The organism is Mesorhizobium sp. C120A (assembly GCF_030323105.1).
Taxonomy (GTDB): Bacteria; Pseudomonadota; Alphaproteobacteria; order Rhizobiales; family Rhizobiaceae; genus Mesorhizobium.
The window spans coordinates 5227333-5247123 of record NZ_CP100476.1; the positions used below are offsets into that span (position 1 = coordinate 5227333).

Genomic DNA, 19791 nt, shown 5'->3' on the forward strand with positions numbered 1-19791 from the left:
ATCAGAGCGAAGCAGCGGAACGCCAATCGAGGCGCATGTTTGCACTCAGCGTAGCGCCGTGCTCAAGCGGGGTCAGCCCTTTGCCGTGATGCGCATCGACGGTATGCGACACCGGCTCGAAGCAGAAGAAATCGGCATCCTGTGACGGCGAATAGAGGATGAAGACGTCGAGCAATGGCGAGGCGGTGAGCGAGATAGCGATCCTGTCCTCGGGCCGGGTGATCCTGGCGCGGCGGTCCCAGCCGTCGAAGGCGTTGTTGACCCAGCTCCGCGGCAACAGGGAGGCGTTCGAGAAATTCCACGCGGGGTAATCGGCCACCGGCGCCACGCCGACCGGCAGATGATGCTTGTCCTCCAGCCAGACCCGCGCCGCCTTCGCCTCGAGCGTCGTTCCGGCGCTGCGCGGGAACCACGGATGAAAGCCGAGCCCGTAAGGCAGGCGAATGCCGGTGCGATTCTCCACCGTGAGCGTGGCATCCAAGGCCCCGTCATGCAGCGCATAGGCGACCCGCGCCGTATATCGGTAGGGGCCGATTTCACCGGCGTCGAGGACCAGTTCTGCCTCGGTGGCGCTGTGGCTGGCAATCCGCCACTCCCTCTGGAAGCCGTCGCCATGGATTGGAAAGGCCTCCCCCGGCACGTTCGGCTCGATCGCATGGAAGCGGCCGTCGAAGGCGAAACCGCCGCCTGAGATGCGGTTCGACCAGGGAACCAGAAGCTGGCAGCCGGAGGCGCCGGTGCCATCGTCGGGGCGGAGCAGCGGCACCGTTGCGCCGCAGACCAGTGCGTCGAAGCGGGCGATCGCCGCGCCCTTTTGCGGCGCCAGGACCAGACGGGCGCTGTCGTCGCGCAGTTCCAGGAGGCCGGCCATCCCTACCAACCGCCGTCAATAGCGATATTTTGGCCGCTGATCATGTCCGAGGCGGGCTGGCTGACACTTTTCACCGCCCCCTGGACAGGCTGCCCAGAATCCCGCGCACGATCGCGCGGCCGACCGACGAGCCGACCGAGCGCACCACCGCTTTGATCGCGGCTTCGGCCACCGTGTGGCGGTTGGACGGCCGTGGTGCAGGGGCCCGGCGATCGCCTGATTGCTGCGGCGGCGGATCGTCATTGCCGAAGCCCGGAATGGTCCAGCGCGAGCGCCCGCTGTCGGTCTGCTGCGCCTGCTCGTCCTGCGCATCCTTGGCTTTCTTCTGCAGCATCTCGAAGGCCGATTCGCGGTCGATGGTCTGGTCGTACTGGCCGGCGACCGGGCTCTGGTCGATCAGCTTGCGGCGCTCGTCCGCCGTGATCGGGCCAAGCCTGGACGACGGCGGCCGGATCAATGTCCGCTGCACCATGGACGGCACGCCCTTGACCTCCAGCGTCGAGACCAGCGCCTCGCCGGTGCCGAGCTGGGTGATGGCGGTGGCGCAGTCGAAATCGGGATTGGGCCGGAAGGTGTCGGCGGCGGTCTTGACCGCCTGCTGCTCACGCGGCGTATAGGCGCGCAGCGCGTGCTGCACACGGTTGCCGAGCTGGGCGAGAACCTTTTCAGGGATGTCCAAAGGGTTCTGCGTGACGAAATAGACGCCGACGCCTTTCGAACGGATCAAGCGAACCACCTGCTCGACGCGGTCGATCAGCACCTTCGGCGCCTCGTCGAAAAGCAGATGCGCCTCGTCGAAGAAGAACACCAGCTTCGGCTTTTCGGGATCGCCGACCTCGGGCAATTGCTCGAACAGTTCCGACATCAGCCAGAGCAGGAAGGTGGCGTAGAGCCTGGGGTTCATCATCAGCCTGTCGGCAGCGAGCACGCTGATGGCGCCGCGGCCGTCGCGGGTGGTGCGCATGATGTCGGCGATGCGCAAAGCCGGTTCGCCGAAGAAATGCGCCGCGCCCTGCTGTTCCAGCACCAGAAGCGTGCGCTGGATTGCGCCGACCGACGGCTTGGTGACATTGCCGTAGCGCGAGCTGATCTCTTCGGCGCGCGCTGCGATGTTGGCCAGCAGCGCTTGCAGATCCTTCATGTCGAGCAGCAGCAGGCCATCCTCATCGGCGATGCGGAAGGCGATGTTCATGATGCCTTCCTGCGCTTCGGAGAGGTTCATCAGCCGCGACAGAAGCAGCGGCCCCATTTCCGAGACGGTGGCGCGGATCGGATGGCCCTGCTCGCCGAACAGGTCCCAGAAGATGACCGGGAATTCCTGGAAGTCGTAAGGGTCGAGCTTGACCTGCTCGGCCCGCTTGACCAGGAAATCCTGCGCCTTGCCCATCATGGCAATGCCGGACAGGTCGCCCTTGATATCGGCGCAGAACACAGGCACGCCGGCATTGGAAAACCCCTCGGCCAGGATCTGCAGGCTGACTGTCTTGCCGGTGCCGGTGGCGCCGGTGATCAGGCCATGGCGGTTCCCATATTGCAGCAAGAGCTGTTCGGCGCGCTGATAGCTGTCGTCGGGCTTGCGGCTGGCGCCGAGGAAAATGCTGGTGTCGTCAGCCATATGACCATGTCTCCGCAAACTGATGTGTTAAAAGCCTGTGGCCGTGCCGCAGGGTATAGTCAGGCCATTGCGCAGCGACAATGCTATTCTCCAATTGGGCTATCCATCCAGTTGGCTATTCATCCAGATTGGGCCAATCGTCTAAATTGAACCAATCCTCCAAATCGGTTTTTGGAACTTGCGGATTTTGCCGCTGTTTGGCAATCGTTCCATGGTTCGTCCACGCAGGCTGCCCTATGTCAGGGAAGCGAATCCCAACCGCGCAAGCGCATTGCATTGCGATATCTGGCAGGGAACCGTAGACTGGACGGCTGACGCTGGTGCGGCCGCATAAAAACGAGGAACATGGATGGGCGCCGGAGCCTTGACCAGGAGCATCGAACCCGCTGACGTCGAGCGCCAGCGTTGGCTGGCCTTGGCCGAAAAGGCGCTCGCCGGCGCCTCCTTCGAGGAAAAACTGGTCTCGCATACCGACGATCAGATTCGCATCGAACCGCTCTACGATCGCGCCGGCGGCGCCGAGCCGCTTGTGCGCGCCAACCCCAAATTGCCCTGGATTGTCAGCCAGCGCATTGACGATCCCGATATCGGCCGCGCCAAGACGCAGGCCCTGGACGATGTGGCACAAGGCGCGACGGGATTGTCGCTTGTCTTCGAGGGTGCTCCGAATGCGTTCGGCTATGGCCTGCCGAGGACGGCGCAGGCGCTGGAGACGGTGCTGGACGGCGTACCGCTAAACCGCACGCAGATCCGCATCGACGCCCATCCCTGGAGCCGTGCCGTTGCCGACTGGCTGGTAGCGTTCCTGAGCAAGCGCCGCTCCGACCCGGCAAAGCTGAACCTCTCCTTCGGCATCGACCCGGCGGCAATCTTTGCCGGAACCGGCCGGCTGCGCATGTCGATCGAGGCGTTGCAGGCATCGATGCCGCAATCGCTGGCGCATTTCTTCTCGCTGGGCGTGCCGGGTGTGCTGCTGGAGGCAGACGGGCGGGTGTTCCACAATGCCGGCGCCACGGAGGCGCAGGAACTCGGCACCATGCTCGCTTCCGCCGTGTCCTACCTCAGGATGTTCGAGGATGCGCGCCAGCCGCTTGTCTATGCCGCTCCCCATATCGGCTTTGCGCTGAGCGTCGACCAGAACCAGTTCCTGTCCATGGCCAAGGTCCGGGCCTTGCGCAGGCTGTGGGCACGTATCCAGGAAACCTGTTCCATCCCGGCATCGACAGCCAACATCCATGCCGAGACGTCGTTCCGCATGATGACGGCGGCGGATGCCGAAACCAACATCCTGCGCACCACCATTGCCAGCTTTGCAGCGGCAGCAGGCGGCGCGGACTCGATCTCCACCCTGCCACACACCATCGCCCACGGGCTGCCGGCCGGCTTTGCCCGCCGCATCGCCCGCAATGCGCAGTTGATCATGGCCAATGAAAGCCATGTCGACCATGTCGCCGACCCAGCCTTGGGGTCGGGCGCAGTCGAGGCGCTGACCCTGGGCCTGTGCGAAGCGGCGTGGGAAGAGTTCCAGCGGATCGAAGCGGAAGGCGGCGTTCTGGCAAGCCTGCAGCAAGGGCATATCCAGAAGCGCGTCACGGCAGCATCCGAGCGCCGCGCCGAGGCCTACCGGTCGGGTGAACGGGTAATCATCGGCACCACGCTTTACCCGCTGAAAAACGATGCCCCGGTCGAGACGCTGGCGGCTGAGCGGCGGCCGCCTTTCACAGAGGGCGTGGCGGTGTGCGAGGCGCTGTTTCCGGTCCGCATCGACCAGGCAATCGGAGCCGCACAGTGATCCCGGATTTCAGCCACATTGGCTGGTCGGCGCCACGGCGCGCGCCGGTCGAGGTCAAGGGCCAGCGGCTGACGCCGGAAGGTATTGCCGTCAAGCATCTCTACAGCCAGGGCGATCTCAAGGGGCTGCCGCATCTCGACACCTATCCGGGAATGCCGCCCTTCGTGCGCGGTCCCTACCCGACCATGTATGTCCAGCAGCCGTGGACGATCCGGCAATATGCCGGCTTCTCGACGGCCGAGGAATCCAACGCCTTCTACCGGCGCAATCTCGCCGCCGGCCAAAAGGGCCTTTCGGTCGCTTTCGATCTGCCCACCCATCGCGGCTATGACAGCGACCATCCGCGCGTTGCCGGCGATGTCGGCATGGCGGGCGTGGCCATCGATTCCATCCTCGACATGCGGCAATTGTTCGACGGCATTCCGCTGGGCGAGATGACGGTGTCGATGACCATGAACGGCGCGGTGCTGCCGATCATGGCGCTCTATATCGTCGCGGCCGAAGAACAGGGCGTTGCTCAGAAGGATCTCGCCGGCACCATTCAGAACGACATTCTGAAGGAGTTCATGGTCCGCAACACCTACATCTATCCGCCGAAGCCCTCGATGCGGATCGTGTCTGACATCTTCTCCTATACCTCCCAGCACATGCCGAAGTTCAATTCGATCTCGATCTCCGGCTATCACATGCAGGAGGCCGGCGCGACCGCGGACCTGGAGCTCGCCTACACCATCGCCGACGGCATCGAATATGCCCGCGCCGGCGTCGCCGCCGGGCTCGATATCGACCGTTTCGCCCCGCGGCTTTCCTTCTTCTGGGCGATCGGCATGAACTTCTTCATGGAGATCGCCAAGCTCCGCGCGGCGCGCCTGTTGTGGGCGACCCTGATGCAGAAGAATTTTGCACCGAACGACGAACGCTCGCTGTCGCTGCGCACCCATTGCCAGACCTCCGGCTGGTCGCTGACGGCGCAGGACCCCTACAACAACATCACCCGCACCATGATCGAGGCGATGGCGGCGACGCAGGGACATACCCAGTCGCTGCACACCAACTCCTTCGACGAGGCGATGGCGCTGCCGACCGACCACTCGGCGCGCATCGCCCGCAACACGCAGTTGATCCTGCAGAAGGAATCCGGCACCACCTGCATCATCGATCCGTGGGGCGGCTCGGCCTATATCGAACGGCTGACGCACGATCTGGCGGCGCGTGCGCTCGCCCATATCGAAGAGGTCGAGGCGCTTGGCGGCATGGCGGCAGCAACCGAACAGGGCATTCCAAAACTTCGCATCGAGGAAGCGGCGGCGCGCACGCAGGCGCGTATCGATTCCGGCGAGCAGATACTGGTTGGCGTAAACGCGCATCGCCCCGAGAACGACATCGACGTCGACGTGCTGAAGATCGACAATGCCGAGGTCAAGGCCCGGCAATTGTCGAAGCTGCAGAACCTGAAAGGCACGCGCAATGTCGGCGCGGTCGAGAGCGCGCTCGATGCGCTGACCCGCGCTGCGCAGGGTAACGAAAACCTGCTGGAATTTGCCATCCGCGCCGCGCGCGCCAATGCCACGGTCGGCGAGATCTCGCTGGCGCTCGAAAAGGTCTTTGGCCGTCACGTCGCCTCGGTGCAAACGATCTCCGGCGTTTATCGCAATGCGCTTGGCGACAATCTGACGGTCGACCGATTGCTGGAGAAGCTCGAAGCTTTCGAGAAGAAGTCCGGCGGCAAGCCGCGCATCCTGGTCGCAAAGATGGGACAGGACGGCCACGACCGTGGCCAGAAGGTGATCGCCACGGCCTTCGCCGATCTCGGCTTCGACGTGACGGTCGGCGCGATGTTCCAGACACCCGACGAGATCGCCAGGCTGGCGGTGGCGCAGGACGTCCATGTCATCGGCGCCTCATCGCTGGCGGCGGGGCACCTGACGCTGATCCCCGAACTACGCGACGCGCTGAAGAAGCTCGGCCGCAGGGACATGCTGATCGTCGCCGGCGGCGTCATCCCGCCGCAGGATTACGGCGCAGTGCTGGAAGCGGGTGCCGCGGAAATCTTCCCGCCAGGGACGGTTATCCCGGAGGCTGCGGATCGGTTGCTGGACCGGCTGCTGGCGGGCTGATTGAAACAGTTGCACTGCTTATCAAAGTTGCGTTGCAATATCGGGCGCAACCTATGGTATAGCTATGAACACCATCATTCACGGACTTGAGGACGGATCGGGCGTTGTAATCCTGCCGCGGGAAACGCTCGACAGCTTGAGCCTGCAAGTGGGCGATGAACTCCAGATCATCGAAACCGACGACGGCATCATCCTAAGGCCGGTGCCGTGTGACGACGTCGAACGGCAAATACGTGCTGCTCGCGATGTCATGGCCAAGTATGAGCCCGCGTTGCGAAAGCTGGCTGTGCAAATAGGGTGAGCTGGCGTCAGGCGTCCGACAGCTTGAGGATTTCCCATTCTTTGCCGTTGACGCTTGCGACGTCGCCGACCTTCTTGCCGAACAGCGCCACGGCCATTGGCGAGACGTGTGAGATGCTGCCCTTTGAGGGGTCGGCCTCGTCCTCGCCGACTATCTTCCAGTGCACTCTCTTGCCGTCATCGCCTTCCAGCGTGACACCCATGCCGAAGCGCACCTGGTCGCTGCCCGGTTCCGGCACGGAAAGCTCGGCGCTTTCGCGGCGCGCTGTCCAGTAGCGCAGGTCGCGCGAGACAACGGCAATGCGCTCGCGATCGGCTTTTCGCTCGGCTTTCGCCAAAATGTCGCGCAGATCGGCCAGATTGTCCTCGATCATCGCCAGGCCGCGCTCCGTCACCAGATTGCGGTGTTGGCTGATCGGCCGCTCGCCGATGCCGGCAATGGCGTTTTCGCTGTCTTCCTCGCGGGTAAAAGCTCTGCTCATCGGATAAACTTAGGCCCGCTTCCGTGACTGCACAAGCCACTTGCCGGACCCGGTCATTGGCCGGACTATGGCCGAGCGGAGACCGATGCGGCTGGCCCAATTCCTGCGATCAGCCGGATGATCGCAAGGGATGTGCCGATGTTGAACAGACGAACGCTTCTGAAGGGGACGGCCGGCTTTGCCGTGCTCGGCCTTTCGGTGGGCAACGCCTTGGCGAAAACGGCGGTGCGCGGCTCGATCAACGCCGCCGAGCTTGGCGTGGAGCCGGACGCACCGGACGACCAGAGCAAGGCCTTCGCCAGGATGCTAGCCGAGGCCAGCGACCGCAACGCGCCGGTGTTCCTGCCGCCGGGCACCTATGTCGTGTCCAACCTGACCCTGCCCGCCCGCGTCAGGCTTTCGGGCGTGCCGGGCGCCTCGCGCATCCTCTATGGCGGCAATGGCCATTTGCTGACGGCCGAACAGGCCGAGCATATAGAGTTCACCGCATTGGTCTTCGACGGCGCCAACGGCGAGTTGGCCGACGATGCCCAAGGCCTGCTCGACCTGCGCCGCGTCGCCCATCTCGTCATCGACAATTGCACGATCACCGGCAGCGGCAAGCATGGGCTGGCGCTGGAGCATGCGTCGGGCCGCATCGAGCGCTCCGAGATTTCGGGGGCTGCGGACGCCGGCATCTACTCCGTCGAGGCCGCTGGCCTGGCGATATCCGACAACACCGTATCCGACTGCGGCAATGGCGGCATTCTTGTCCATCGCTGGCAGCAGGCCGAGGACGGCACGATGGTCAGCGGCAACCGCGTGCAGCGGATCGGCGCGCGCGGCGGCGGCACCGGGCAGAACGGCAATGGCATCAACGCCTTCCGTGCCGGCAATGTCTCGCTCACCGGCAACTTCGTCTCGGACTGCGCCTTCTCGGCGATCCGCGCCAACAGTTCCAGCAATCTGCAGATGACCGGCAACACGTGCTCGCGGTCGGGCGAAACGGCGCTCTATTCCGAATTCTCCTTCGAAGGCGCCATCATCGGCAACAACATCGTCGATGGTGCCGCTAACGGCATCTCGATCGTCAATTTCAACGAGGGCGGCCGTATGGGTGTCTGCTCGAACAACATCGTGCGCAACCTCTCGGCCACCGGCCCCTACCCCGCCGACGCGCCGGGCTTCGGCGTCGGTATCAGCGTCGAGGCCGACACCACCGTCTCGGGCAATGTCATCGAGAACGCGCCGCTCTACGGCATGCAGATCGGCTGGGGCGCTTATATGCGCAATGTTGTGGCGACGGGAAACATCATCCGTCAGGCCGGAACCGGCATCGCCGTCACTGTGGTAGAAGGCGCTGGAAACGCCATCATTTCCGACAACGTCATCGACGGCGCCAAGAACGGCGCCATCATCGGCCAGCGCTGGGCCGAACCGGCGACCGGCGACCTCGCGCGGTCAAGCGTAAGCGGCTATGCGCATCTGACGGTTGAGCGAAACAGGGTCAGCTGAGCGCCGTCGTCGGCCGCAGCGAGCCGACCTTGGCGCCGATGCGGCTTTCGATCGGCGGATTGGCCCGCTCCAGAAGGTTCGCCTCCAGTGCGCCGTCGGCGCTGAGAAGTTTTGCCAGCACAGCGGCAATCATCACCTCGGCGGCGCGGCCGGCGCCGTCATCACATTTTAGCGCGATGCCGAGGCCAAGCTCCGGAACGGCGGCGCAATAGACACCCTCGGCGCCCGTCTTGACGAATATGCGGCCGGGCGCGGCCTGCATCAGCGCCACATCGGCCTTGCCGGTGCCGGCGACCAGGAAAGGCTCGGCCATGCAGGCAGACAGCAGGCGTTTGGCCGCCTTGGCACGCTCAGGGCCAAAGCTCGTGCCCGTCGCCATGCGGGCAAAGCCAAGGGCAAAACTTTTCAGCGGCACGGCATAGGTGGGGATCGAGCAGCCATCGGTTGCCCGGTGATCCGCATCGTGGGCAGCGCCGGTCACCGCCTGCATGGCGTCGCGCACCATCTCCTGCAAACCATGGCCTGCCTTGACGTAGCCTTGGTGGGCAATCCCCGAGTGCACGCAGGTGCAGAGAAATCCGGAATGCTTGCCCGAGCAATTGTTGTGCAGTGCGTTCGGCGAGACGCCTGTGCGGGCCAGTGCGATCGTCGCGTCGTGGCTCGACGGCCAATGCGCGCCGCATTCCAGCGCCGACTTGTCGAGCCCCGCCTTGGCCAGCATCGCCTGCGCCAGTTCGACATGCGCGGGTTCGCCCGAATGCGAAGCGCAGGCCAGCGCCAGTTCGCGGTCGCGGAAGCCGTACGCATCGGCAGCACCCGTTTCAACCAGCGGCAGCGCCTGGATCGCCTTGACCGCCGAGCGCGGAAACACCGGCCGCGCCGTATCGCCGATCTCCAGGACAGGCTTGCCGTCACCGTCGAAGATTGCGACAGCGCCGCGATGGGCGCTCTCGACGATCGCGCCGCGCAAGACCTCGACCAGAACCGGATTTGTCATCACCACGCCCCAAAAATACGGGCCGCTTCTACCTGATCCGGTCGAGGATTGAAACGTAGTTGGCAACGGCAGCGCCACCCATGTTGAAGATGCCGCCGAGCGTTGCCCCCGGCACCTGGATGCCGCCTGCCTCGCCGGTCAACTGCATGGCGGTCAGCACATGCATCGACACACCGGTGGCGCCGATCGGATGGCCCTTGGCCTTCAGCCCGCCCGAAGGATTGACCGGCAGCCTGCCGTCCTTTGCCGTCGTGCCGTCTAGCGCCAGCCTGGCGCCCTCGCCCGGCTTGGCCAGGCCCATCGCCTCATATTCGATCAGTTCGGCAATGGTGAAGCAGTCATGCGTCTCGACGAAGGAGAGGTCGTCGAGCGTCACGCCGGCCTTCTTCAAAGCCTGGTTCCAGGCCTGCTCGCAGCCTTCGAAAGACAGGATGTCGCGCTTCGACATCGGCAGGAAATCCTGGACATGCTCGTTGGCGCGGAAGGCGACGGCGCGGCGCATCATCAACGCCGTCGAGGTGTCGGTCAGCACAAGGGCGGCAGCACCGTCGGAGACCAGCGAACAGTCCGTGCGCTTCAGCGGACCGGCCACGAACGGGTTTTTCTCGCTTTCCTGGCGGCAGAACTCGTAGCCGAAATCCTTGCGCATCTGCGCATACGGATTGTTGACGCCGTTCTTGTGGTTCTTGGCGGCGATCATCGCCAGCGCGTCGGACTGGTCGCCATAACGCTGGAAATAGGCCTGCGCGATCTTGCCGAAGACGCCGGCAAAGCCGGCCGGCGTGTCGCCCTCCTCCGGCAGATAGGAAGCTTTCAGCAGGTTCTTCCCGATCTCAGGCCCGGGCGTCGTCGTCATCTGCTCGGCGCCGACCACCAGCACGATGCGGGCAGCGTTTGCGTCGATGGCGCGGATGCCTTGCCGGACCGCGGCCGAACCGGTGGCGCAAGCATTCTCGACCCGCGTCGCCGGCTTGAAGCGCAGTCGGTCGTCGGCCTGCAACACGAGGCTGGCGGTAAAATCCTGTGGGGAAAAGCCGGCATTGAAGTGGCCGAGCACGATCTCGTCGACCTCATCCGGGCCGATGCCGGCATGGTCGAGCGCGTCGACCGCGACCTTGGTGATCAGGCCTTCCAGCGTCTCGCCTTCCAGCTTGCCGAAGCGCGAATGCGCCCAGCCAACGATGCATGCGGTCATGGCGGTCTCCATCCTTGGCGCCAGCCTAACATGTGGGCAAATGGCGCACTTCGCCTTTATTGTTCAAATATAAACAATCCCGCCCGCATCGAAAAGGGCCGCAAGCCGACAATCGCTTGGTGCAGGTTCCAATCGGATCGTTTTTTGTTGATTGACGCGTCAATAAAAAATAATCTCCGCCGCAAAAGCCGGGAACATCATGCCTAAAGTCGGAATGGAACCGTTGCGCCGCAAGGCGCTCATCGACGCGACGATCTCGGCGATCGGCGAGCGCGGCTCGCTTGACGTGACCATGTCGGAGATAGCGGGGCGCGCCGGTGTGTCGTCAGCATTGGCTCACCACTATTTCGGCGCCAAGGATGAGCTGCTGCTGGCGACGATGAGGCATATTCTGGCCGAGCTGACGATCGACATGCGGCGCGCGCTGCAATCCGCCGGCTCGCCGCGCGAACGTGTTTCGGCCGTGGTGGCCGTCAACTTCTCCGACATCCAGTTCCAGCCGGAAACCATCGCGGCCTGGCTCGCCTTCTATGTCGAGGCGCAGAAATCATCGGCCTTGCGCCGGCTGCTCAGGGTCTATGCGCGGCGGCTGCATTCCAACCTAATGAGCGGGCTGACCGGCATCTTGGCCAGGCACGAAGCCGACCGCGCGGCGGAAGCGACCGCGGCGATGATCGACGGGCTCTACATCAGGCGGGCGCTGAAGGACGGCGTGCCGGACGCGGCGACCGCGATTGCGCTGGTCGAGGACTATCTGGAAACCAAACTCGGCGGGCGACAGACACAGTGACAGCCTCAGTGACACAAAGGCGACCCAACATCCTGATCGTCATGGTCGATCAGCTCAACGGCACGCTGTTTCCGAACGGACCGGCGGACTTCCTGCACGCGCCGCATCTCAAGGAGCTGGCCGCGCGCGCGGCACGTTTCCGGAACAATTATACGCCCTCGCCGCTTTGCGCGCCGGGGCGCGCCGCCTTCATGAGCGGCCAATTGCCGTCGCGCACCCAAGTCTACGACAACGCCGCTGAGTTCGCCTCCTCAATTCCGACCTATGCTCACCATCTGCGCGCCGCCGGCTATTACACCTGCCTGTCGGGCAAGATGCATTTCGTCGGCCCCGACCAGTTGCATGGTTTCGAAGAGCGGTTGACCACCGATATCTATCCCGCCGATTTCGGCTGGACGCCGGACTACCGCAAGCCCGGCGAACGCATCGACTGGTGGTATCACAATCTGGGCTCGGTGACCGGCGCCGGCGTCGCCGAGATCACCAACCAGATGGAGTATGACGACGAGGTCGCCTTCCACGCGGTGCAAAAACTCTACGACCTTGCCCGCACCTCCGACGATGCGGCCAGCCGGCCCTGGTGCCTGACGGTTTCCTTCACCCACCCGCACGACCCCTATGTCGCACGGCGGCAATATTGGGATCTCTATGAAGATTGTCCGGCGCTCGAACCGGAGGTGGGATTCATCCCCTATGCCGATCAGGACCCGCATTCGCAGCGGCTTTACCGCGCCAGCGACTACGACAGTTTCAACATCACGCCGGAGCAGATCCGCCGCTCGCGGCGCGGCTACTACGCCAACATCTCCTATCTCGACGACAAGGTCGGCGAGTTGATGTCAGTGCTGGAACGTACGCGCATGCTGGACGACACGGTCATCCTGTTCTGCTCCGACCATGGCGATATGCTTGGCGAGCGCGGCCTGTGGTTCAAGATGAACTTTTTCGAGGGCTCGGCACGGGTGCCGCTGATGATCGCCGGCAAGGGCGTTGCCGCGGGGCTGATCGACGCGCCGGTTTCCAATCTCGACGTGACGCCGACATTGTGCGATCTCGCCGGCATCGACATCTCGGCGATCGCGCCGTGGACCGACGGCCAGTCGCTGCTGCCGCTGCTCGAGGGCACGAAACGCGATGCTCCAGTTCTGATGGAGTATGCCGCCGAAGGCTCCAACGCGCCGTTGGTGGCGATCCGCGACGGCCGCTATAAATTCATCCATTGCGAGATCGATCCGCCGCTTCTGTTCGATCTCGAAGCCGATCCGCAAGAACTCACCAATCTTGCCACCGATCCGACGCATGCCGATCTGGTGGCGGCCTTCACGGGAGCCGTACGAGCGCGCTGGGACATGGCCGCCTTCGACGCCGCCGTGCGTACCAGCCAGGCGCGGCGCTGGGTGGTCTATCCGGCGCTACGCAACGGCACGCATTACCCCTGGGAGTTCCAACCGCTGCAGAAGGCGTCGGAACGCTACATGCGCAACCACATGAACCTCGACAATCTCGAGGAACAGAAACGCTTTCCGCGAGGCGAATGATGACAATTGTCCCCTCCCTCGAGCACCTCAGACAGGCCTATGCCGTGACGTCGAAGGCGACGCAGATCACGCCTTTGCTGGAATCGACAGCCTTGGCCAAGGAGACGGGTGCGGCCCGCGTCTTTATCAAGCCGGAATCACTGCAATGGGCCGGCTCGTTCAAGGCGCGCGGGGCCTATTGGCGGTTGAAGCGGCTGTCGCCGGATGAGGCCATAAAAGGCGTCGTCGCCTACTCCTCCGGCAATTTCGCGCAAGGGTTGGCGGCTGCCGGCCAGGCGCTCGGCATTCCCGTCACCATCGTCATGCCGATCGACGCGCCGGCCGCCAAGCGCGATGCGACCACAGGCTATGGCGCGCGCGTCGTGCTGACCGATCATGGCGAGCGCGCCCGTGAAGAGGTCGCAGCCGCCAAGGCCTGCGAGATTGCCGAGACCGAAGGGCTGGCGTTGCTGCATCCATTCGACGATCCGGAGATCGTTGCCGGCCAGGCCGGCGCCGGGCTCGAAGCGCTCGAACAATTCGAGGCAAAGGACGCCAGTGCCGACCTTCTGTTCTGCTCGGTCGGCGGCGGCGGACTGATCGGCGGCATCTCGCTCGCCTTCCACTATCTGTCGCCGGCAACCGAGATCATCGGCGTCGAGCCGGAAGGCTTCAACGGCATGGGTGCATCGCTAGCGCATGGCGCCATCGAGACCATGCCGATCGCGCCGAAATCGATCTGCGACGGGCTGATGTCGCGGCGGCCGGGCGACGCGCCGTTCGCGGCGGTCAAGACCGCCGGCGTGCGCGGCATCACCGTCGACGACCAATCGGTTAGGCGAGCGATGAAGATCGCCTTCGAACGGATGAAGCTGGTGCTCGAGCCATCGGGCGCCGCCTCTCTGGCGGCGCTTCTCGGCGGCAAGGTGGATGTGACGGGTAAAACGGTCCTGGTCATGGCTACCGGCGGCAATGTCTCGCTCGCCGATTTTATTTCGCATATGAACGATGGGCGCATGTGAACCATGCTTGAAGCAGACTTCGTCATCATCGGCTCCGGCTCGGCCGGCTCGGCCATGGCCTACCGACTGTCGGAAGACGGCAAGCATTCGGTGATCGTCATCGAGTTCGGCGGTACCGATATCGGGCCGCTGATCCAGATGCCGTCGGCGCTGTCGATCCCGCTCAACATGAGCCTTTACGACTGGGGCTTTGCCAGCGAACCGGAGCCGCATCTCGGCGGCCGCGTGCTGGCGACGCCACGCGGCAAGGTGATCGGCGGCTCGTCCTCGATCAACGGCATGGTCTATGTCAGGGGCCACGCACGCGACTTCGACCACTGGGCCGAACAGGGGGCGGCCGGCTGGGGCTTCGCCGACGTGCTGCCCTATTTCAAGCGCATGGAGGACAGTGACGGCGGCGAGGACGGCTGGCGCGGCCACGGCGGCCCGCTGCACGTCCAGCGTGGCCCGCGCAAGAATCCGCTCTACGGCGCCTTTGTCGAGGCCGGCCGCCAAGCCGGGTTCGAACTGACCGACGACTACAATGGCTGGAAGCAGGAAGGCTTCGGACCGATGGAGCAAACCATTCGCGGCGGCCGCCGCTGGTCGGCTGCGTCGGCCTATCTGAAGCCGGCGCTCAAGCGGCAAAATGTCAGCGTGATCAGAGGCTTCGCCCGCCGGGTGATCATCGAGAATCAGCGTGCCGTCGGAGTCGAGATCGAAGCTCACAAACAGATTCAGGTCGTTAAGGCACGACGTGAGGTGATCGTCGCCGCATCGTCGATCAATTCGCCCAAGATCCTGATGCTATCCGGTATCGGCCCGGCCGCGCATCTCACGGGGAACGGCATCCAGGTCGTGGCCGACCGGCCCGGTGTCGGCCGCAATCTGCAGGATCATATGGAGCTCTACATCCAGCAGGAATCGACCCAGCCGATCACGCTGAATTCGGTTCTCAACCCATTCTCCAAGACGCTGATCGGGGCGCAGTGGCTGTTCTTCAAGACCGGCCTCGGCGCCACCAACCATTTCGAGGCCGCGGCCTTCGTGCGCTCGCAGGCCGGTGTCGACTACCCCGATATCCAGTACCACTTCATCCCGGCGGCGGTGCGCTATGACGGCAAGGCGGCGGCGAAGGCGCATGGCTTCCAGGCGCATGTCGGGCCGATGCGGTCGAAGTCGCGCGGTTCGGTGACGCTGCGCTCGCCCGACCCGAAAGCGACGCCGGTCATCCGCTTCAACTACATGTCGCATCCAGACGACTGGACCGAGTTCCGCCACTGCATCCGGCTGACCCGCGAGATCTTCGGCCAGAAGGCTTTTGACGGCTTCCGCGGCAAGGAAATCTCGCCGGGTTCGCATGTCCAGTCGGACGAGGATCTCGACGCCTTCATCCGGGATCATGCCGAGAGCGCCTATCACCCGTGCGGCACCTGCAAGATGGGTCGGGCCGATGACATCACGAGCGTCGTCGATCCGGAGTGCCGCGTCATCGGCATCGACGGGTTGCGGGTCGCCGACTCCTCGATCTTTCCGCGCGTCACCAATGGCAATCTCAACGCGCCCTCGATCATGACCGGCGAAAAGGCCTCCGACCACATTCTCGGCCGCACGCCGCTGGCGCCATCCAACCAGGAACCCTGGATCAATCCGCGCTGGCAGGTGGCGGATCGATAGGGCATTGTCCGGCGGACTGCTCCGCAATAGCGAATACATCTGGAGAACAGCATGCGCGCCCAGCCAACGGCATCGCACTATGTCAACGGCCGCTACATCGAGGACGAAGGCGGCGCGCCGCTGCCGGTGATCTATCCGGCGACCGGCGAGATCATCGCCACCTTGCATTCGGCGACGCCGAACGTGCTGGAACTCGCCATCGAAGCCGCGCGGGCCGCACAACCGGCCTGGGCGCGGATGAAGCCGGTCGAGCGTGGCCGCATCCTGCGCCGCGCCGCCGACATTTTGCGCGCGCGCAACGCAGATCTGGCGCGGATCGAGACGCTCGACACCGGCAAGGCGATCCAGGAAACGCTGGTGGCGGATGCGCCGTCGGCTGCCGACTGCCTCGAATATTTCGGCGGCGCGGTTGCCGTCTTCAACGGCGAGGCGATCGATCTTGGTGGACCTTTTGCCTATACGCGCCGCGAGGCGCTCGGTGTGTGCGTCGGCATCGGCGCCTGGAACTATCCGATCCAGATCGCCGGCTGGAAATCCGCCCCGGCGCTCGCCATGGGCAACGCCATGGTATTCAAGCCTTCGGAGAACACGCCGCTGTCGGCGCTGGCGCTGGCCGAGATCTACTCAGAGGCGGGCCTGCCCGACGGGCTGTTCAACGTGGTGCAAGGCTATGGCGATGTCGGCGCCGGCCTCGTCGGCCACGATGTCGTTGCCAAGGTTTCGGTGACCGGCTCGGTGCCGACCGGCCGCAAGGTGCTGTCGCTCGCCGGTTCGAAGATGAAGCACGCCACGATGGAGCTCGGCGGCAAGTCGCCGCTGATCGTCTTCGACGATGCCGATCTCGAAAACGCCATCGGCGGCGCCATGCTCGGCAATTTCTATTCGACCGGGCAGATCTGCTCCAACGGCACGCGTGTTTTCGTACAAAGCGGCATCCATGACCGCTTCGTCGACCGGCTGGTCGAGCGGACGAAAAAGATCCGCATCGGCGATCCGCTCGATCCTGAGACGCAGATGGGGCCGCTGGTCAACAAGGCGCAGCAGGAGAAGGTCGTTTCCTACATCGCGGCCGGCAGGCAGGATGGAGCAACGCTCGCCTGCGGTGGCAACGTGCCGTCGCTGCAAGGGTTCGATGGCGGCTTCTTTGTCGAGCCGACGGTGTTCACCGGTGTCACCGATACGATGCGCATTGCGCGCGAGGAGATTTTCGGGCCGGTGATGAGCGTGCTGAAGTTCGACGGCGAGGACGAGGTGATCGACCGCGCCAACGACACCGAATTCGGCCTCGCCGCCGGCGTCTTCACCCGCGACCTGCAGCGCGCTCATAGGGTGATCGCCGAACTGCAGGCCGGCACCTGCTGGATAAACGCCTACAATCTGACGCCGGTGGAAATTCCGTTTGGCGGGGTGAAGCAATCCGGCATCGGGCGCGAGAACTCGCTGGCGGCTTTAGCGCTCTATTCGCAGCTGAAGGCGGTGTATGTCGAGACCGGGGACGTGGCGAGCCCGTATTGAGGGTTGAAAGCGAAGTGACAGCTGATCTCCCCCCTTGCGGGGGAGATGGCCGGCAGGCCAGAGGGGGGTGTGACGGATCGCCAACCTTTGGTCTGATCTTCGAGTAGCTGAGACGTCGGCGGGACAGCACCCCCTCTGCCTTGCCAGGCATCTCCCCCGCAAGGGGGAGATTGGCAGCTCCAACGCTTCACCCCTTCTGCGCTGTCCCATCAAGATACTGCGTCAGCGCGCAGACCAGATGATAGAAGATGCTGGCCGGCACGTCCGATGCCAAGGAGCGGCCGCGTTCGTCGATGCGGTCAATCCACAGGCCGAGCGGGGCCGGATCGATGTGCCAGCGGAACAGGCGGCCGACGCGCGCCTCGATCTCCGGCTTGAGGTCGGGGCCACCAGGCCCGTCAAGCGCGATCGCCGCCTTGATCGCTTCGGCCTGTGGCCAGCTGCGCGATACAAGGTCGAGCGGCAGGCCTTGTCTTGAGACGGCGCCATAGGCAAGGCCGGTGGCGCGGTTGAGGCCGTTGGCGATGGCCGAGGCGTAGAGCTTGCGGGCAAAATTGCTCAACTCGCCCTGACCGCTGCGGGCGACGAAATCGGTGAGCAGCGAGGCCCATTCGAAATGATGGCCGGGCTCGGTCCATGTGCCCTTCTCGCCGGCGGCCGGCTTCCACCCGGCGTCGAAATATTCGCCCAGCGTCCAGCTCTCGGCATCGAAGAAATGACTGCGGAAAAGGTCGATGATGCGCGCGGCGCGGCGCAGATAGGTGCGGTCGCCGGTCGCCTCATACCAGGCGAGGAAGGCCTCGAGCAGATGCATATGCGGGTTGGAGCGCCGCTCGCCCTCGCCGTCGGATGTCTCCAGAAAGCCGGTCATGCGGCTGTCCTCGAGATGCGCGTCGAGAAACACGAAGGTCTCCTGGCCCAGCCGCAGCGCATCCGGATCGCCGCACATATGCGCGTGCGCCAGCGCCAGCAGCACGCAGGAATGGTCGTAGGCATCCTCGGTTGGGTCGGCGACGGAGCCGTCGACATTGAGCGTGCGCACCCAGCCGCCCCGGTCCGTGCGGCCCTTGCCGGCCATGAAGGCGATGCCATGGGCGATCAGGCGATCGGCAGGACCGTCCCAGCCGCGGGCCTTGGCAACGGCGAAGGCGTAGACTTGCCTCGCCGTCGTGCGCATGCGCTTGGGCTTCAACAGCGCCTCGCCGTCGAAGCCGAGCGCCTCGTGGAAGCCGCCATGACGCTCATCGACGCCTGAAGTCGACCACAGCGGCAAGGTCTCCTCGAACAGCCAGTGATGCACGCGCCGACGCCAGGCGCCGCTCTCGATGACGCGGTCGTGTGCCGGCGTAAACCTGGTTTCCAGCCGTCCCGATTTCTCCAGCTGCTCGACGATCTTCTTGACGTGCTGGCTGTGGCTGACCGGCGCGACGAAGGTGGCGTCCGCCGTCGAGACGATCGCGACGTCCTTCATGCCGATAGCCGACAAAAGCCGGCCGTCGCTTCTGATGTAGGAGTTCTCGCAATCGATGGCGACAACATCGCCGACGACGACATTGCCATTGGCATCAGCAGGGCCGACATCGAGCAGCGACTGCCAGGAGCCGAGGTCGTTCCAGCGAAAGCCGGCCGGCACCATGACGATGTCCTTGGCCCGCTCCATGATGGCGTAGTCGATCGAGTTCGACGGGATGGCGGCGTAGAGGTCGAGCGGCATATAGAGGCCGGACAGATCCGAAGTCGCTGCCTTGTAGGCCGCTTCGGTGGCCTGCCAGATGTCGGGCTGGAAGGCCGCAAATGCGTCGCGCATGGCGCCGGCGCGAAATAGGAAAATGCCGGTGTTCCAGTAGAAGGTGCCCGCACTGAGATAGCTCTGCGCAGTGGCGAGGTCGGGCTTTTCGACGAAGCGCGACACGTCGAAGACGCCGCCGCTTTCGGCTGCGACTTCGATATACCCATAGCCGGTCTCGGGCTGCGTCGGCTTGATGCCGAACACCACCAGACGGCCGGCAAGCGCTGCCTGGCTGCCCGCCTCGACGCTCTGCCAGAACTGCTTGGGCGTGGCGATTTCGTGGTCTGACGGCACCACCAGCACCAGGCTGTCGCCGAACTCCGACAATGTGCGCAGCGCGGCCAGCGCCACGGCGGCAGCCGTGTTGCGCCCGGTCGGCTCGAACAGCGGGCCACCGCCGGCGAGGTCGAGGCCGGCAAGGTCGGCATGGACACGCTCGGCATGGCGCTCGGCGGCGATCAGGAAGATCGGCGTCTCACCTTCCGGCCGCGCCGTCAGCCGGCGCAAGGTCTTGGCCAGCATCGAGCCGTCGCCGGAGAGATCGTGGAACTGTTTCGGGTTGTCCTCGCGCGACAGCGGCCACAGCCGCGAGCCGACACCGCCGCTCATGACAAAACTGACGATGCGCTCGCTCATGAA

Annotated in this window: 15 protein-coding genes; 9 read left to right on the forward strand and 6 right to left on the reverse strand. The window is 64.5% G+C overall.

Translation table 11 applies throughout. From position 1 onward, the window contains the following. Window position 1: 1 nt before the first annotated feature. On the reverse strand, window positions 2-871 hold the full coding sequence (locus NL532_RS25740) for an aldose 1-epimerase (RefSeq protein ID WP_023742672.1): 870 nt from the start codon (window positions 869-871) through the stop codon (window positions 2-4). A 70-nt stretch (window positions 872-941) separates the two neighbouring features. Further along, complete coding sequence (locus NL532_RS25745) at window positions 942-2486, reverse strand: helicase HerA-like C-terminal domain-containing protein (RefSeq protein WP_023829082.1); 1545 nt, start codon at window positions 2484-2486, stop codon at window positions 942-944. A gap of 349 nt (window positions 2487-2835) precedes the next feature. Between NL532_RS25745 and NL532_RS25750 the strand changes: the two genes are divergently transcribed. The 3 genes from NL532_RS25750 (at window position 2836) to NL532_RS25760 (ending at window position 6696) form a co-directional block, all read left to right on the forward strand. After that, the gene (locus NL532_RS25750; RefSeq protein WP_023829083.1) at window positions 2836-4278 is read left to right on the forward strand and encodes a methylmalonyl-CoA mutase subunit beta; all 1443 of its coding nucleotides are present in this window, start codon (window positions 2836-2838) and stop codon (window positions 4276-4278) included. Beyond that, entirely contained in the window at window positions 4275-6395 is a 2121-nt protein-coding gene (gene scpA, locus NL532_RS25755) for a methylmalonyl-CoA mutase (protein WP_023829084.1), read from the forward strand. The genes NL532_RS25750 and scpA overlap by 4 nt, the downstream gene beginning before the upstream one ends. Window positions 6396-6459: 64 nt before the next feature. Then, window positions 6460-6696: an AbrB/MazE/SpoVT family DNA-binding domain-containing protein gene (locus tag NL532_RS25760; protein WP_023702219.1), complete on the forward strand. Its 237-nt coding sequence runs from the start codon at window positions 6460-6462 to the stop codon at window positions 6694-6696. 7 nt (window positions 6697-6703) lie between these two features. On the opposite strand, the gene greA is transcribed toward NL532_RS25760, so the two are convergent. Beyond that, window positions 6704-7177 (reverse strand): transcription elongation factor GreA, encoded by a 474-nt coding sequence (gene greA / locus NL532_RS25765; protein WP_023702220.1) that lies wholly within the window; start codon window positions 7175-7177, stop codon window positions 6704-6706. 138 nt (window positions 7178-7315) lie between these two features. On the opposite strand from greA, the gene NL532_RS25770 reads away from it, so the two are divergent. Continuing rightward, window positions 7316-8671 (forward strand): TIGR03808 family TAT-translocated repetitive protein, encoded by a 1356-nt coding sequence (locus NL532_RS25770; protein WP_023829085.1) that lies wholly within the window; start codon window positions 7316-7318, stop codon window positions 8669-8671. Here NL532_RS25770 and NL532_RS25775 read toward each other — a convergent pair. Both NL532_RS25775 and NL532_RS25780 read right to left on the reverse strand, forming a co-directional pair. Further along, window positions 8664-9668, reverse strand: coding sequence for an asparaginase (locus NL532_RS25775; protein WP_023829086.1), 1005 nt, complete (start codon window positions 9666-9668; stop codon window positions 8664-8666). The genes NL532_RS25770 and NL532_RS25775 overlap by 8 nt on opposite strands. A gap of 28 nt (window positions 9669-9696) precedes the next feature. After that, window positions 9697-10863, reverse strand: a complete 1167-nt coding sequence (locus tag NL532_RS25780; RefSeq protein ID WP_023684567.1) for an acetyl-CoA acetyltransferase — start codon at window positions 10861-10863, stop codon at window positions 9697-9699. A 199-nt stretch (window positions 10864-11062) separates the two neighbouring features. Between NL532_RS25780 and betI the strand changes: the two genes are divergently transcribed. Genes betI through betB form a run of 5 tightly spaced genes read left to right on the forward strand, consistent with a single transcriptional unit; the run spans window position 11063 to window position 17363 of the window. Next, window positions 11063-11653: a choline-binding transcriptional repressor BetI gene (gene betI / locus NL532_RS25785; protein WP_023692769.1), complete on the forward strand. Its 591-nt coding sequence runs from the start codon at window positions 11063-11065 to the stop codon at window positions 11651-11653. A gap of 8 nt (window positions 11654-11661) precedes the next feature. Continuing rightward, window positions 11662-13191, forward strand: coding sequence for a choline-sulfatase (gene betC / locus NL532_RS25790; RefSeq protein ID WP_023687209.1), 1530 nt, complete (start codon window positions 11662-11664; stop codon window positions 13189-13191). Continuing rightward, a complete protein-coding gene (locus tag NL532_RS25795; RefSeq protein WP_023829087.1) occupies window positions 13188-14192 on the forward strand; it encodes a threonine/serine dehydratase family protein in 1005 nt (334 codons plus the stop codon). The genes betC and NL532_RS25795 overlap by 4 nt, the downstream gene beginning before the upstream one ends. Window positions 14193-14195: 3 nt before the next feature. Further along, entirely contained in the window at window positions 14196-15848 is a 1653-nt protein-coding gene (gene betA, locus NL532_RS25800; protein WP_023709829.1) for a choline dehydrogenase, read from the forward strand. A gap of 51 nt (window positions 15849-15899) precedes the next feature. Next, window positions 15900-17363, forward strand: coding sequence for a betaine-aldehyde dehydrogenase (gene betB, locus NL532_RS25805; RefSeq protein ID WP_023754821.1), 1464 nt, complete (start codon window positions 15900-15902; stop codon window positions 17361-17363). Window positions 17364-17550: 187 nt separating this feature from the next. Here the strand turns inward: betB and NL532_RS25810 are convergent, their stop codons facing one another. Continuing rightward, window positions 17551-19788, reverse strand: a complete 2238-nt coding sequence (locus NL532_RS25810; RefSeq protein WP_023725225.1) for a mannose-1-phosphate guanylyltransferase/mannose-6-phosphate isomerase — start codon at window positions 19786-19788, stop codon at window positions 17551-17553. Between the last annotated feature and the right edge of the window lie 3 nt (window positions 19789-19791).